The 15,294-nt window shown below is 67.8% G+C and carries 11 protein-coding genes; 7 read left to right on the top strand and 4 right to left on the bottom strand.

Annotated elements, in window-relative coordinates; all coding sequences use genetic code 11:
* Positions 1 to 8: 8 nt before the first annotated feature.
* Together NC595_RS11670 and NC595_RS11665 are read right to left on the bottom strand one after the other, a co-directional pair.
* On the bottom strand, positions 9 to 1,304 hold the full coding sequence (locus NC595_RS11670; RefSeq protein ID WP_253566609.1) for an MFS transporter: 1,296 nt from the start codon (positions 1,302 to 1,304) through the stop codon (positions 9 to 11).
* Between the two features lie 66 nt (positions 1,305 to 1,370).
* Positions 1,371 to 2,384 carry a LacI family DNA-binding transcriptional regulator gene (locus tag NC595_RS11665; RefSeq protein WP_253566607.1) on the bottom strand — a complete coding sequence of 338 codons (1,014 nt, stop codon included), beginning with the start codon at positions 2,382 to 2,384 and terminating at the stop codon, positions 1,371 to 1,373.
* Positions 2,385 to 2,982: 598 nt separating this feature from the next.
* On the opposite strand from NC595_RS11665, the gene NC595_RS11660 reads away from it, so the two are divergent.
* From NC595_RS11660 to NC595_RS11645, 4 genes are all read left to right on the top strand, one after another.
* Positions 2,983 to 6,207, top strand: a complete 3,225-nt coding sequence (locus NC595_RS11660) for a TonB-dependent receptor (protein ID WP_253566605.1) — start codon at positions 2,983 to 2,985, stop codon at positions 6,205 to 6,207.
* Positions 6,208 to 6,450: 243 nt separating this feature from the next.
* Entirely contained in the window at positions 6,451 to 7,653 is a 1,203-nt protein-coding gene (locus NC595_RS11655) for a hypothetical protein (protein WP_253566825.1), read from the top strand.
* Between the two features lie 100 nt (positions 7,654 to 7,753).
* Positions 7,754 to 10,018: a beta-glucosidase family protein gene (locus NC595_RS11650; protein WP_253566603.1), complete on the top strand. Its 2,265-nt coding sequence runs from the start codon at positions 7,754 to 7,756 to the stop codon at positions 10,016 to 10,018.
* Between the two features lie 101 nt (positions 10,019 to 10,119).
* Positions 10,120 to 11,079: a glycoside hydrolase family 16 protein gene (locus tag NC595_RS11645; RefSeq protein WP_253566601.1), complete on the top strand. Its 960-nt coding sequence runs from the start codon at positions 10,120 to 10,122 to the stop codon at positions 11,077 to 11,079.
* A gap of 147 nt (positions 11,080 to 11,226) precedes the next feature.
* Here NC595_RS11645 and NC595_RS11640 read toward each other — a convergent pair whose 3' ends face one another.
* Positions 11,227 to 12,360 (bottom strand): aminotransferase class V-fold PLP-dependent enzyme, encoded by a 1,134-nt coding sequence (locus tag NC595_RS11640; RefSeq protein ID WP_253566599.1) that lies wholly within the window; start codon positions 12,358 to 12,360, stop codon positions 11,227 to 11,229.
* A gap of 374 nt (positions 12,361 to 12,734) precedes the next feature.
* Here NC595_RS11640 and NC595_RS11635 point away from each other — a divergent pair, with 374 nt between their 5' ends.
* Positions 12,735 to 13,205: a MarR family winged helix-turn-helix transcriptional regulator gene (locus NC595_RS11635; RefSeq protein WP_253566597.1), complete on the top strand. Its 471-nt coding sequence runs from the start codon at positions 12,735 to 12,737 to the stop codon at positions 13,203 to 13,205.
* Positions 13,206 to 13,240: 35 nt separating this feature from the next.
* On the top strand, positions 13,241 to 13,636 hold the full coding sequence (locus NC595_RS11630) for a DUF1398 family protein (protein ID WP_253566595.1): 396 nt from the start codon (positions 13,241 to 13,243) through the stop codon (positions 13,634 to 13,636).
* 48 nt (positions 13,637 to 13,684) lie between these two features.
* Here the strand turns inward: NC595_RS11630 and NC595_RS11625 are convergent, their stop codons facing one another.
* Positions 13,685 to 14,215, bottom strand: a complete 531-nt coding sequence (locus tag NC595_RS11625) for a lipocalin-like domain-containing protein (RefSeq protein WP_253566593.1) — start codon at positions 14,213 to 14,215, stop codon at positions 13,685 to 13,687.
* 140 nt (positions 14,216 to 14,355) lie between these two features.
* Here NC595_RS11625 and NC595_RS11620 point away from each other — a divergent pair, with 140 nt between their 5' ends.
* Entirely contained in the window at positions 14,356 to 15,264 is a 909-nt protein-coding gene (locus tag NC595_RS11620) for a LysR substrate-binding domain-containing protein (protein ID WP_253566591.1), read from the top strand.
* The last annotated feature ends 30 nt before the right edge of the window (positions 15,265 to 15,294 follow it).

The following is a 15,294-nucleotide window of genomic DNA, read 5'->3' as shown; positions in this document are numbered from 1 at the left end:
GCACCGATTCAGCGCACGCCCTGTACCCGCTGGATGGTCCAGGCCCCGGCGGCGACCAGGATCGCGGCAAGCATGAACAGCACCGCATAGCTGTCGCCGGTCATCGCCAGGATGCCCGGCGCCATCGCCGGCATCAGCAGCTGCGGAAGTACGCTGGCGATGTTGAAGATGCCGAGGTTCCGCGCAGCGTGGGTTTCGCGCTCGGGCAGCACGTCGGTCAATAGCGCCAGGTCGACCGCCAGGTAGGCGCCCTGCGCGATGCCGGTCACGGCCATCCCGACCAGGAACCAGTCGAACGAGCGGGTGAGTGCGATCAGCAGCAGGGCCAGCGCATACAGCAGCGCCGCGCCGGATACGAATGCCTTGCGGCGCCCGACCGCGTCCGACAGCCGCCCGCCCAGCACGCCAAAGACGGCGAGCATGGTCGACTGCAGCAGGGTTGAGAGGAAAATCCGGTGCGGCGCCTCATGAGGCGGGCAGTGCAACTGGTGGATCAGGTAAAGCTCCTGATAGGTGAGCAGCAGCGCCACCCCGGCGAACTGGAGGAAGCGGCTGCACCACGTCCAGGAAAAATCGGGGAACCTCCGCGGATCGATCCAGAAGCTGCCTGCGAATTCACGCCAGCCATAGGGCGCTGCATGCGCCACCGCCGGTCGATCGCCGTGCAGGGCGCCCGCCAGGGCCGATGCAGCAATCAGTGCGATGACGCCCGGCACCATGAAGATCGCGTAGGTGGAGGTGGCGAACGCCTGCACCAGGAACGTGCCCGCAGCCATGCCCACCGGCAGGCTGATGCTCACGATGCCGGATACCGTACCGCGTTGCGACGGTGGCACCTGATCGGACAGGATGGCGGCCAGAGCGGCGAGTTGCGCGTTGTAGGCCAACTGGGTGACGCACCAACCCAACAGCAGCTCTGGGATCGATCCGGCCTGCGCGACCATGGCCAGACCGGCCACTCCCATCAGCGCGCCACCGACCAGCCAGGGCCGGCGTACTCCAAAGCGCGACACCGTGCGATCGGACAGACGGCCGAAAAACGGGTTGCCGAACAACGCCGCCAACGCCCCCACACCCACGACCAGCGAAAGACTGTTGTCCGCATGCGCCGGGTCGATCACCTGCACGCGCATCGCCAGCCCGACCAGAAGTGGCGACAGCAACGCCATCCACATGCCCGTGTATGCCAGGCCATAGACGACCATGAACCATCGGCTGACCGGGCGAGCACGTGCCCACGCGTAATCGTCCACACCTGCTTGCGGCATCTCCGCCACCGCCACATCGGCCTTGTCGTCGTCCATCGCCCATTCGCCCCCTGCACCCCATGCCCCACCAGGGACACGCCCGGCACACGGTCTGTACGAATCCTACGACGTTCCGGGTGCAGCCGATGAACCGCGTATCTTCAGCTGATAAGGCAAGCGCTCCTGGTGATGCAGGGAGGGATCCCGAATCGCCTGCAATACGCTCTGCACCGCCGCGCACCCCATCTCCCGGCAGGGCTGACGCACCGTGGTCAGCCCAGGCGAGATCAGTTGCGACACCGGCGTCCCGTCGAAGCCGCATACCGAAAGGTCGTCGGGAACCACCAGCCCCCGCTCGTACGCTTCGCGCATCACGCCGCACGCCATGTCGTCGTTCGCCGCGAAGATGGCGGTGGGGGGATGGTCCAGATCGAGCAACACCCTGGCGGCTGCCACCCCCGACTCGAACGTGAAATCGCCCTCGACCACCAGCGATGCGTCATAAGCGACACCGGCCTTGCGCAGGGCATCGCGGTAACCGGTGCGACGCCACGCCCGCGCACCGTGCCCCTTCAGGCCGGTGACGTGACCGATGCGCTGATGCCCAAGCGACAGCAGATGCTCGACGATGTCCTGCGCCGCCTTGCGCTCATCGAATCCGATATCGATGCTCGACTCGCGCAATCGCGACGAGATCGTCGCGTAGCGGATGTCCAGCTCGTCCAGCCGCTGCAGGAGCTTGGCATTGTTCGCGTGTGGCGGTACCAGCACCAGCGCATCCGGCCGGTGGTGCGCCACGAAGCCGTCGATTCGCGCCGCCAGGTCATCGGCCGCATCGAAAGGGTGCAGCACGGCGTTGTAGGGCGTTTCCTTGCAAGCCTCCAGCACGCCGACGATCACGTCCATGATGTAGCTCGACACCGCCGTGGGGTTGTCGTAGAGCAGCGCGACGAGGAAAGAGCGCCTGCCTGCCAGGCTGCGCGCCGATGCGTTGGGCACGTAATTCAAGTCGCGGATCGACTTCTCGATGCGCTCCCTGAGCTTGACCCGCACATTGGTGTACCCGTTCAGCACGCGCGACACCGTCTTGACGGATACCCCCGCGTCCGCGGCGACGTCTTCGATTCTTGCGGCCATGACCTGAGCTTTCCATCCTTTCCGTATTGCAATGCACCATGCCGGTGACGACCGCAACCGGCCGCCACGAGAGACATCAGCCGCGCGCCCTGAAAATACCAGCGCTGGCATTCTTGCATGACTTCGAGACGCTCGACACCTGTCGCCGCACATCGCGGCACACCGCCCGTGTCGCACTGGATGCCATGCCGCCCGACCCTGTCGCTGCAGCGCATCATGACACCCGGTAAATCGTGCGATGTCGCCCGCTATTTTGGCCGTCCATTCCAAAAATACCAGCGCTGGTATTTTTGTTGACAGCGCTTGTACAAGTGGCTAGCTTGCGTCGCAATCGGGGGGCCGGCGCAACACCCGGGCACCGAGGGGAAGGGATGTCGATCCAGCACCTGCACCACGCCCGCACTGCGAACGAGCGGCGCGTGTTGGCACCGGATGCATGCGGCTGCGCCGGTGTTTCGCAGACCGGTTCGGCGCATCCGGCCGCGGGAGAACGGGCGGCAGACAACCTCCGCCCACGATTCGCAACACGACCTGCCGGATAACCACACGTCACGGCGACATCGATCAGGCCATCACGAAGTACGCGAGGAGATCAGCGGTGAAAAAGCAGTCCACGTATCGGCATGTGTCCATCGCCCTGCAGCAGCGCCGACTGCCCCTGGCGATCGCCCTGACCATCCTGGCCGCCGGCCCGCTGCATGCGCAGGCCACGCCGCCGGCGCAGGCGACCGGCGACCAGGCCACCCAGGCCAGCCCGCCCGCCAAGGACAAGAGCGCCACCAAGACCGACAAGAAGAAAACGGTGACGCTGACGGCGATGACCGTGAACGGCTACGCCGCGAGCCTGAGCCGATCGCAGCAGATCAAGAAGTACGCCGACACGGTGGTCGACGTCATTTCGGCACAGGACGTCAGTTCGCTGCCGGACACCTCCGTCACCGAGGCGCTGAAGCGCCTGCCGGGCGTGACGGTCAGCTCGTTCGGCGTCCAGGCCGACCCCGACCACTTCTCGATCCAGGGTACCGACATCAGCCTGCAGGGCCTGCCCTACACCAGCACCCTGATCAACGGCGGCTCGGTGTTTTCCGCAGGCGGTGGCCAGGGCCTGAACTTCTCCACCGTGGCCCCGGAGCTGATCGGCTCGGTCGTGGTGAGCAAGAACCAGACCGCCAGCATGATCGACGGCGGCATCTCCGGCACCATCGACATGAACACGCGCAAGCCGTTCGACAGCGACAAGCCGACCACTGCGTCGGTGAGCGTCGGCACGGACTGGGGCACGCTGGCCAGGAAGAGCACGCCGCACATGTCCGCGCTGTTCAGTCACAACGTCGACACGGAATGGGGCCGCTTCGGCTTCCTGGGTGCTGCGGCATACGGGCGGATCGCCCAGCAAGACAACGCGATCTCCGTCGTCGACTACCAACAGCGCTGCAACGGCTGCACCCTGCCCAACGGCGTGGTGGACGCCTTCCCCGGGCTGACCGCGGGCCAGACCGCTTACGTTCCCGTGGGCGGTGACCTGCGCCTGCAGGACCAGACCTCGGAGCGTTTCGGCCATGACCTGGCGCTGCAGTGGCAAAGCCCGGACAAGAAGTTCGGCGCCACGCTGCAATGGATCGGCGTCTCCGACAACGAGACCACCTACGAGCACACGCTGCAGGCCTCGACGGATGCCTGCGCGTTCGGCGGCTACACGACCTGTGCGATCCCCCTGCCCGGCACCACACCGACGTACGACGCCAACGGCGTGATGACCTCCGGCGTCATCACCACGGCACCGTCGGGGACCAGCTTCACACCGACCAGCTACGGCGGCATGCAGACCCAGCTGGACACCACCGGCTATCGCACCCGCTACAACACCAACGACGTCAGCCTCAAGGTGACCTGGGATCCCACCGACAGCTTCCACCTCAGTGGCGGCGCGCAGTACACCACCGCGAAGTACAGCTACCTGTACTACTACATCCGGCAGCTCACCAACGCCAACTGGGCGATCACCACCCACGGCAACAGCGTGCCCAGCATCAGCGTGCTGTCCCCGAACCCGGCGCAGACCACGGCGGAATATTTCGCCGATCCGGCGAATTTCTACTATGCCGCCGCGCAGGACGCGTACCGCCATTCCTGGGGCGACCAGCACGCCCTCCGCCTCGATGGCGTGTTCGACGTCAACGCCGATTTCATCGACACGATCCAGTTCGGTGTGCGCTACGACAAGCAGGGCGAAACGCTGCAGAACTCCAACTTCAACTACCAGAACATCAGTTCGCCCTATGTCTGGGGCGGGTATTCACCGGTCATCACCGGTGCACAGACGCCGGGGGTGACCACGCCGGTCAGCATCGACCTGCCCGGGTTCAACACCAACTACGGCGTGACCGCCCCCTACGTCAACGTGAACCCCGCGCTGCAGTTCGCCCAGGCCGTCGCCATCATGCGGGGCATCAACGCCCAGTGGCTGGCCTCGGCTCCGCCCGGATCGCTGGGCAGTCCCTATTACACCAATGACCAGCGCAGCGGCCTCGTACCGGGCACCAAGTACCTGCCGCAGGAAATTTCCTCCAACTCCACCAAGACCCGTGCCGCCTATGTGCAGCTGAACTTCGGCAACGACAACACCAGTTTCCTGAGCAACCTGCAGATCAGCGGCAACGTGGGCGTGCGCTTCATCCACACGCAGAACGATGCCACCGGCTACCTGATCGTCCCGAACCAGGCACTGGCACAGAACGGCGCCACCATCGCGCAGTACTGCGCCATCCAGACCTCCGGCGGAACCGCCGCACCCGGGACCTTCTGCGCACTGACGCCGGCCGAGCAGCAGCAGTACGCCACCTTCGCCAATGGCGCCTTTACGCCGATCAAGGCACCGAACTCGTACAACAACGTGTTGCCGAGCTTCAACCTGGCGATCGGCTGGACCAACGACCTGATCTCGCGCTTCGCCTACTCCAAGGCCATCTACCGCCCGAGCCTGCAGTCGTTGGCGGCCGGCCAGGGGGTATCGGGGCTGCTGCCCTATACCCCGTCCAACGGCTTGACCGTGCCGACCGTCGGCAACATCCAGACCGGCACCAACCCCTACCTCAAGCCCATCACCTCGCAGAACTTCGACTTCACCACCGAATGGTATTTCGCCAACGTCGGCCAGCTGTCCGCAACGCTGTTCTGGAAGAAGCTCAACAACACCATCCAGTACGACACCAGCGTGGTCAACGTGGCGGTCACCAACAACGGCGTGACCTATCCGGAGATCTACACCGCGGGCCTGGTCAACCTCAACAAGAAGGCCAGCGTCCACGGCGTGGAACTGGCGTACCAGCAGACCTTCTCGTTCCTGCCCGGCTGGCTGTCCGGCCTGGGCGCCAACGCCAACTACACCTACATCAAGCCGATCGGGATGCATTACGGCTCGGTCAACTACTGCGCCTACGGCTACGCCGCCGCGACGCAGTGCGTCAACCAGACCAAGCTCCCGCCGCAGGAATTGTCCCGCGACAGCGTCAACCTGGGTCTGTACTACGGCAAGGGCCCGTTCAACGCCAAGGTGGTGTGGAACTGGCGCTCGGCCTTCCTGATCAGCGCCACCGAGGCGGATTATCCGTTCCTGCCGGTGATGGCCACGGGCCAGGGACAGGTCGATGCCTCTCTGAGCTATGCCTTCAACAAGCACCTGAAGGTTTCGCTGCAGGCGGCCAACATCCTCAACTCGACCTTCAAGACCCGGGAAATCGTCAACACCGAAGGCCTGCAGGTACCCAAGGGCTACTTCCGCTTCGACACCCGCTACGACCTGACCCTGACAATGGATCTCTGACGGCGGTTCGAACGACCCGCGTCGTGGTCCGAGCCGGGCCACGACGCGGCGATGGATTCCAGCCGTGGCAACTGCCCGCGCGTTGCCGTACCCGAGCAAGGACATACCCTGCGGCCACCCGCCTTGCCCGCGACCGGTCGCCCTCTCGCATCGAGCCGAGGGAAGCTCCCCATGATAAAAAGCGGCGCGGTCAGAGCCGGCATCAGAACAGCTCGCTCGCTGACTGCAACAGCCCTGTGCGTGATGCTCGCCTCAGCGCTGCTGCCGGCGGTTCGCGCCAACGCGCAGACCCAGCCGCCCATATCGGCCCGGCATGTCGCCAGCCTCAGCTGCACGGCCATGGCGGCACGTGTCGACGCGACAGACGGCAGCGGCCCGCTGTTGCTGCGCAGCTACGACGCACCCGCCGGCCGCGGTGCGCCGGCCGACCCTCCGCTGCATGCGGCGGCATTCACCTACGACAACGCGCTTGCCGTGATCGCCTTGCTCGCGTGCCACAAGCCCCTGCAGGCCGCGCGCATCGGCGAAGCCCTGCGGATGGCGGCAATGCACGGCACGCGACTGCGCGATGCCTATCTCGCCGGTCCGGTGCGCGGTGCGCAACCTCAGTCCAACGGATGGTGGGACGCGCGGCGGGGATACTGGGTCAAGGCTGCGGACCGGTATTCCGGTGCCTACCAGGACGGCAGTTCATGCGGCAATGTCGCGTGGACGGCGCTGGCGCTGCTGGCGCTGTACGACGCCCGGGGCGAGGTGCGCTGGCGCGACGCGGCGGTGCGCCTGGCCCAGTGGGTCGTCGCCCATGCATCGGATCAGCGCGGCGCGGGCGGTTTCAACGGCGGGATCGAATCCTATCTGCTGCATCCGCGGCCGGCGCTGTGGAAATCGACCGAACACAACATCGACCTTGCCGCCCTGTTCGACTGGCTCGCTCACATCAATGCACCGGGCGGAGAGTGGCGCGCCCAGGCCGCACGCGCCCGGCACTTCGTGGACGCGCAATGGGATGCGGCCAGCGGGCATTTCTGGATGGGCACCGCTGCCGATGGCGTCACGTCCCTGCGCGCGCCCTCTGCACTGGATGTGCAGCTGTGGGCCCAGCTTCTGCCGCAAGCCCCGAAGCCCTGGCGACGCGCCATCCACTGGGTCGAGCAGGCCAACGCGGTCCGCGGCGGCTTCGCCTTCACCGACGCGCGCGACGGCATGTGGACCGAGGGCACCGCCCAGGCGGCGCTCGTCTATCGACAGGCAGGCGCAGCGACCGAAGCCGATCCGCTGTTCGACACGATCGCGCGACAGGTGTCCCCTGGCGGCTTTCTCTACGCCTCGCGTGAGCCGCGCATCCGCGCCGTGTACGCCTGGTACCGCCACCAACCCTGCCTTGCGGCCACCGCGTGGGCGGTGCTGGCCGCCTTCAATCGCAACCCCTACGCAGGCGCTTCATGAGCGCCACCTTCGCGGCAGTCCGTCCATCGGGACAGCCATCGCACGGTGCTGCCCGCGTCGCCCAAGCCCACACCCCACCGATCACCCAAGCGAGCCGATCATGACCCTCACCAAGACCTACCTCGCCACCTTCATCGGCATGACGCTGCTGCTCTGCGCGAGTGCAGGCGCTGCCGACGCCCCGGTCGCCACGCAGCGGCCATGGATGAATACCCGGCTGACGCCGGACCAGCGAGCGGCGCTCGTGCTCAAGGCGATGACCCAGGACGAGAAGTTCCAGCTGATCCGCACCGAGTTCGGTGACGCGAACAACGGCCATCCGATGCCCGCCGGCGCGCTGGGCTCGGCCGGTTACCAACCCGCACTGTCGCGGCTGGGACTGCCGGCACTGCAGGAGAGCGATGCCGGGCTTGGCGTGGCCAAGCCGCTCAGTGCGGGAGCGACCGCGCTGCCGTCGGGACTGGCCACCGCCGCCAGTTTCGCCCCCGCCCTGGCCTACGCCGGGGGCGCCATGATCGCCCGCGAGGCGCACCACCGCGGCTTCAACATCATGCTCGCCGGTGGCGCGGACCTGGTGCGCGACCCGCGCAACGGCCGCAACTTCGAATACGCCGGCGAGGATCCGCTGCTGACCGGTCTGATCGTCGGCAACGCCATCGCGGGCATCCAGAGCGAGCATCTCGTTTCCACTGTGAAGCACTACGCGCTCAACGACCTGGAAACCGCGCGCAACACCCTCAGCGCGGATATCAGCCGCAGCGCGGCACGCGAGTCGGACCTGCTGGCCTTCGAGATCGCCATCGACACCGGACATCCCGGCTCCGTGATGTGCTCCTACAACCGCCTCAACACGGTCTACACCTGCGAAGACGACTGGCTGCTCAATACGGTGCTCAAGCACGACTGGCACTACCCAGGCTTCGTCATGTCGGACTGGGGCGCGGTGCACAGTGCTGCCAAGGCTGCGCTGGCCGGGCTGGACCAGGAATCGGCCGGGGAAACCTTCGACAATCAGGTGTACTTCGACCGGCCGCTGCGTGCCGCGGTCGCCTCCGGCCAGGTGCCGCAATCGCGCATCGACGACATGGCGCGACGCATCCTGCGCAGCCTGTTCGCCGATGGCGTGATCGACCATCCGGCCGCGCCCGCCCCGATCGACTTCACCGCCGATCGCAAGGTGGCGCAGCAGGCCGAGGAAGCCGGCGCGGTGCTGCTGCGCAACCAGGCAGACCTACTGCCGCTGGCGGCCTCGCAGTCGGTCGCGGTGATCGGCGGTCACGCCGACAAGGGCGTGCTCACCGGCGGCGGCTCCTCCGCGGTGCAGTCGCCCGAGGGCAATGCGGTGCCCGGCCTGCCGCCGTCGGCGTGGCCCGGCCCGCGCATCTACCAGCCGTCCGCGCCGCTGGCGGCGATCGCGCGTCGCGCGCAAGGCAAGGTCGTTTACGCCGACGGCAGCGACATCGCCGCCGCGGCCCGGCTGGCCGCGCAGTCGGCCGTGGCGGTCGTCTTCGTCGAGCAGTGGGCAGCCGAGAGTTTCGACTCGCCGACCCTGCGCCTGCCCGACAACCAGGATGCGCTGGTGGCCGCCGTCGCCCGCGCCAATCCGCATACCGTGGTGGTGCTGGAGAACAACGGCCCGGTCGCCCTGCCGTGGCTGGACCAGGTCGGTGCGGTCCTGGACGCGTGGTATCCCGGCGCCGCCGGTGGCGAGGCCATCGCCCGGCTGCTGTACGGCGAAGCCGATCCCTCCGGCCGCCTGCCGGTGAGCTGGCCGCGCGACGAGACGCAACTGCCGCGCCCGCAGATCCCGGGGGCCGGCCTGGCCGCCATCGGCCTGCCGCCACACGGCCAACCGGACCAGCGCGTGAACTACGACATCGAAGGGGCCGACGTCGGTTACCGCTGGTACCAGCGCCAGGGCACCGCCCCGCTGTTCCCGTTCGGCTACGGCCTGGGCTACACCCACTTCTCCTACAGCGACTTCGCGGTACGCCGTGTGCATGGCCGCGTGCAAGCCTCCTTCACGGTGAGCAACCGCGGCGCGCGTCGTGGCGTGGACGTACCGCAGTTGTATGTGACCCTGCCGGGCAGCGGCGAAGTGCGGCGGCTGGCGGGGTGGTGCCGGGTGAGCCTGGCGCCGGGGCAGTCCGCCCGCCTTCAGGTGGTGGCCGACCCGCGCCGGCTCACCCGCTTCGACGAGGTCCATCAACGCTGGCTGCGACCGGCCGGCAGCTACGTGCTGCAACTGGGGCACTCAGCGACGGACTTCCAGGGCGAAGGCACCATCACGCTGCCGAAGGCCGAGTGGCCGGCGGACGCCGCGCCGCAGGGAGAGGCACAGCCCTGCCTCGCGAGCCGCGGCTAGACATCGACACGACAACTACCTCCCGCGTGCATGGAAAGACCTGCCCACCGGACGGCCAGGGCATCCACGGCATCGGCACTCGCCCATCGATGGAGCATCGAATGCAAACACTGACAAGAACTCGGCGTGCCCACCTGCAGCGCGGCTTCATCGGCAAGCACCTGTCCAGGCTCGCCATCGCGCTGCTGCTCTTGCCCGCGCTGGCGGTGCGCGCCGAGGTGCCGCAGCGGCACGGCTGGGCGCTGCAGTTCGCGGACGACTTCAACGGACCGGCCGGACAGCTGCCCGCGTCGACCCGCTGGCGCTTCGACCTGGGCCACGGGTACCCCGGCGCGGAAGGAAACAACTGGGGCACCCATGAGGTCGAGGCAAACACCGCCAGCCCCGCGAATGTCAGCCTCGACGGCAAAGGCCATCTGCGCATCACGCCGCTGCGCGACGCCCGGGGACAATGGACCTCCGCCCGCATCGAGACCCATCAGGCCGATTTCCACCCACCGGCGGGTGGCTTGCTGAGAGTCGAGGCGCGCATCCGCATGCCCGATGTGCAGGGGCCGGCGGCACTCGGCTACTGGCCCGCCTTCTGGATGCTCGGACACACGTTCCGGCAGCGCCTGGACTGGCCGGCGGTCGGCGAAGTCGACATCGTGGAAAACGTCAACGGCGTGAACCGCGCATGGGGCACCCTGCACTGCGGCGTGTCGCCGGGCGGACCGTGCACCGAGAAACATGGCCTGTCGGCCGATGCACCCTGCCCCGATACCCGCTGCCAGGCGGCGTTCCACACCTATGCGGTGGAATGGGACCGCCGCGCGAGCCCGCAGGTGCTGCGCTGGTACGTCGACGGACAGCTCTATCACACCCTGCGCCAGGACCAGCTCCCCGCGGCCACGTGGCAGCGCATGAGCGCACCCGACGGCATGTTCCTGATCCTCAACGTGGCCATGGGAGGCGAGTTTCCGGACCGCCTGGCGGCGCCCGTGACTACCCCGACGGCAGCGACCCAGCCCGGCCATCCCATGCTGGTGGACTATGTCGCGGTGTGGACCCGGGACCACTGAGGTCGTGACCGGTCGATGTCGAACATGAAATGTCCTGCGTGCCGCGACGACGACGCGCAGCGCGCGGGCCCCGGCTCGCTACGCCAGGAGCAGGCCGTACGGATAAAGCGGGCTAGCGCCACCGGGAACGGCTGCGCGGGCGCACCATCAACCCGGTATGTGCGCCAGCGCCTCGGCCAGCCGTCCCACCGTGCCGTCCACATCCCTGAGCTTGTCCAGCCCGAACAGGCCGATGCGGAAGGTCTTGAAGTCCGCCGGCTCGTCGCAGGCCAGCGGCGTGCCGGCGGCGATCTGCAGCCCCTGGGCGACGAACGCGCTGCCCTTGTGGATGGCGTCATCGTCGGTATAGCTCACCACCACGCCGGGCGCCTGGAAGCCCTCGGCGGCGACGGAGGGAAACCCGCGGCCGGCCAGCACCGCACGCACCTTCCTGCCCAGCTCGAGCTGGGCATCGCGCGCCTGTTCCAGCCCCATGCCCATGGTCTCGACCATCGCATCGCGTAGCTGCGCCAGCGCATCGGTGGGGAGTGTGGCGTGATAAGCGAAACCGCCGTTCTCGTAGGCCGCCATGATGCTTCGCCACCTGGCCAGGTCCAGGGTGAAACTGGAGCTCTGCGTGCTGCCCAGGCGCGACTCGGCCTCGGCCGACAGCATCACCATCGCGGCGCACGGGGTCGAGCTCCAGGTCTTCTGCGGCGCGGAGATCAGCACATCCACGCCGATTTGCTGCATGTCCACCCACAGCGCGCCGCTGGCAATGCAGTCGAGCACGAACAGGCCACCATGCGCATGGACGGCTGCCGCTACACGCTGCAGGTAGTCATCCGGCAGCAGCATGCCGCACGACGTTTCCACGTGTGGCGCGAACACCACATCCGGCGTGTGTTCGGCGATGGCGGCGACCACCTCGTCGATCGGCGGCGGCGCAAACGGCGCCTGGTGCGCGGCATGCGCCGGGCGGGCCTTGAGCACCGCCTCCCGCGCGGCCATCCCGCCGACCTCGAGGATCTGGCTCCAGCGATAGCTGAACCACCCGTTGCGGATCACCAGCACGTCCCTGCCCTGCGCAAACTGCCGCGCCACCGCCTCCATCCCCGCCGTGCCACCCCCGGGCACCAGCGCCACGGCGTACGCTCGGTAAACCGTCTTCAGACGCGCCGACAGATCGCGCATCACGTGCTGGAAGCGCTGCGACATGTGGTTGAGCGCGCGGTCGGTGAACACCACCGAGTACTCGCGCAGGCCATTCGGGTCGACGCTGGAAGACGGGTCAGTCTGCATGGGGTTCACCTTGTCTCGAAGGGGCAGGCGCGTCTGGAACTTCGCGGAAGCAGCCCGTATGACGCGCCACCGGGGAAAGCTAGCACGGTCGATTCACCGCCGAACCGGGGCGCAGGACCGCAGGTCCGGCCCGGAGGGAAGACTGTGCACCGCCAGCGTCGAGGCCGGCACGGCGATCCTCCGACCGCCTCGTGGTCCTTGCCGTGGAATCGTCGCCCGCGAAGAGCATTCGCGGGCCCTGGCCCTGCCGCAGCAAGACGGCCGCGCGCGATGTTCCCCTGGGCCGGCGACGGCCCCACGCATCCGCGACTCTCTCCGGTTGACATCGGGTTTCCAAGGAAACTACGCTGCAACAAGTTTCCAGGGAAACACTCATGGCCGCCCGCTCATCCGGAACTCCCGTTTCCCCGCTGGAAGCCCATCTGGGCTTCTGGCTGCGCTTCGTCTCCAACCACGTGTCCGCACGCTTCCAGCGGCAACTGGAGCAACGGGACATCAGCATCTCGGAGTGGGTGGCGCTGCGCACCTTGTGGGCACAGCCGGAAACCCGCCATGCCGGGCTGGTCCGCGCGCTTGGCATGACCAAGGGCGCAACCTCGAAGGTGGTGTCGCGCCTGGAGCACAAGGGCCTGGCGCAGCGCGCCAGCACCGGGAACGGCACGGGCGGACAGGCGCTGGTACTCACCGCCGCGGGGCGGGCGCTGGTGCCGCGTCTGGCCAGGGTGGCCGACGCCAATGACGCGCACTTTTTCGGCCACCTGTCCGCGAAACAGCGGCAGTCCCTGATGGACGCCATGCAGGCGCTGGTGAAGCACCACCGGCTGCAGCAGGTGCCCACCACCTGATCCATCTTCGTCGCATCTTCAGCCCAGGACATCTTATGGACGACCGTACCCGCACAATCATCGCCTCCGCCTTCGAGGCATCCAGCCAGGGCCGAATCCATTTCGGCGACATGATCGGGCAGTTGATGCGGGCCCGGGTGGAGTCCTACCACGTCGACTACCGCGCCGGTCGCGCCACCTGCTACCTGCCCGATGGCGACACGCTGGATGTCGGTGTCGAGCTTACCTCGCCGGGCATCGCCGACACCTTCGACGTCGACGCATTGCGTGCCGCGATCCGCGGCGCGCAGCAAGGCCAGGTGATGTACCCGCAGTTCAAGCAGCTGTCGCAGGCGGCGGGCTGTTGCAGCTACACGGTATGGATCGCTGGCCGGCACGTTACCTACGCCGGCCGCCGCGGCGACACGCACGTCGAGCGCTTTCCGGACTGACGCGGCCGCCCACGGCGGCCGTGCCCGGCGACCTGCCCCGCCGCCGCTTCAACGGGCCATGCCGACACCAATGCGTCGCCATACCGAGATCGGCACGTCGCCGTTCGGCCGCGGCGGCACGCGGTAGCTGAGCACGTCGCCGCGCAATTCGAAGGTGCGGCGCTGCTGCTGTCCCTCCCAGTTGGGGAACGAGGCGCCGTCGATATGGAACACCAGCAGATGTCGCTTCGCGTCGAGCTCCAGGGTGCCGTAGTGCGTGCTCGAACCCTTCACCGCGCCCTGGTATTCGGCGGGGCTCCCGTGGGCCTTGTCGCCGGTGGCGAAATGCGGGCGCTCGGCGCGGAAGATCTGCAGCGAGTAGCGGCCCTGCCGGTCGACCATCAGCAGCCCCTTGGGAGCGGCGCCGTAGTCGCTGGATCGCGTGCCGTCCGGATGCAGCGCGTCGGCGGCCACCAGGGTCCAGGTACCGGCCAGCGGGAAACACGCGGGAGCGCCACCGGACATGGCGCCGGTGACCGCGGCGAGGCCCGCAACCAAGCCGGCGGCGGCGAAGATGCGGCGTGCGGGAGATGTGCGCATGGGGAGTTCTCCTTTCGATGGGGGGGAGCTTTCGATGGAGGGGAGTACCGGCGTCACGTGCCGGGCACACGCATCCTGGGGCTGCCATCCCATTCATAAAATGGAATAATTCGACAGCAATCCATCGTAAATTCTTCACCATGCGGCAACCCAACCTGGACATGGATGCATTGCGCACCCTGGCGGCGATCCTTCGCCTGGGCAGCCTCGCCCGTGCCGCGGACAGGATAGGCCGCTCGCAGTCGGCGGTAAGCCAGCAGATGCGCAAGCTGGAGGCGCAACTGGGCCAACCGCTGTTCCGCAAGCAAGGCCGCAAGGTAGTGCTGACCGAGGCGGGCGACCGCGTGCATGCGTATGCGCTGCGCATCCTGGCGCTCAACGACGAGGCAGTGCACACCGTGCAGGGCGCCGCCGTCGACGGCACCGTGCGCTTCGGCCTGCCGGGGGATTTCGCCGAATCCTGGCTGCCGGCGGCGCTGGGGCGCTTCAAGCAATTTCATCCCGCGGTGCGGGTGGACGTGGAGGTCGATCGCAACGGCGCGCTGCTGGAGCGACTGGACCGCGGCGAGCTGGATCTGGTGCTGGCAATGGGCCACTCGCGGCGCGCCGACGCCGAACGGCTCGCAACGTTGCCGATGACCTGGGTGGGTGCCTCAGAAGCAGCCGGGCGCCTGCGCTCCAGCCCGACGATCGACCTGGCGCTCTACCGCCCGCCGTGCTTCTTTCGCCAGGCCGGCACTGCGGCGCTGGACAAGGCCGGCATCGCCTGGCGGCCAGCCTTCGTCACCGGCAGCCTTCAGAGCCTGTGGGCCGGAGTGGCCGCTGGGCTCGGCATCACCTTGCGTACGAGCGCCGGCATTCCGCCCGGCCTCTCCCGCCTGGACGGTCGCCATGGGCTGCCACCGCTGCCCGATGTGGATGTCTGCCTGCACGGGGGCAACGTGGCATCGCCGGCGCTCGGGCAACTGCGCCGTACCGTGGCGGAGCGGGCGCTGGCGGAACTCGGTGGGAAAAGGCTGGCCGCGGCACGCCCATCCCGCGTCCGCTGACGTCGCAGCTGCGGGCTCCGGCGTGCAGAA

This window comes from Dyella lutea (assembly GCF_024158035.1).
GTDB lineage: Bacteria > Pseudomonadota > Gammaproteobacteria > Xanthomonadales > Rhodanobacteraceae > Dyella_A > Dyella_A lutea.
Note: the sequence above shows the minus strand (reverse complement) of the source record. Positions and strands in the feature narration are given on the sequence as shown.

Coding starts and splice junctions, on each gene's coding strand:
- NC595_RS11670 (WP_253566609.1), bottom strand. CDS start 1,304: ATGGACGACGACAAGGCCGATGTGGCGGTGGCGGAGATGCCGCAAGCA.
- NC595_RS11640 (WP_253566599.1), bottom strand. CDS start 12,360: ATGCAGACTGACCCGTCTTCCAGCGTCGACCCGAATGGCCTGCGCGAG.
- NC595_RS11655 (WP_253566825.1), top strand. CDS start 6,451: ATGCTCGCCTCAGCGCTGCTGCCGGCGGTTCGCGCCAACGCGCAGACC.
- NC595_RS11645 (WP_253566601.1), top strand. CDS start 10,120: ATGCAAACACTGACAAGAACTCGGCGTGCCCACCTGCAGCGCGGCTTC.
- NC595_RS11650 (WP_253566603.1), top strand. CDS start 7,754: ATGACCCTCACCAAGACCTACCTCGCCACCTTCATCGGCATGACGCTG.
- NC595_RS11625 (WP_253566593.1), bottom strand. CDS start 14,215: ATGCGCACATCTCCCGCACGCCGCATCTTCGCCGCCGCCGGCTTGGTT.
- NC595_RS11630 (WP_253566595.1), top strand. CDS start 13,241: ATGGACGACCGTACCCGCACAATCATCGCCTCCGCCTTCGAGGCATCC.
- NC595_RS11665 (WP_253566607.1), bottom strand. CDS start 2,384: ATGGCCGCAAGAATCGAAGACGTCGCCGCGGACGCGGGGGTATCCGTC.
- NC595_RS11620 (WP_253566591.1), top strand. CDS start 14,356: ATGCGGCAACCCAACCTGGACATGGATGCATTGCGCACCCTGGCGGCG.
- NC595_RS11635 (WP_253566597.1), top strand. CDS start 12,735: ATGGCCGCCCGCTCATCCGGAACTCCCGTTTCCCCGCTGGAAGCCCAT.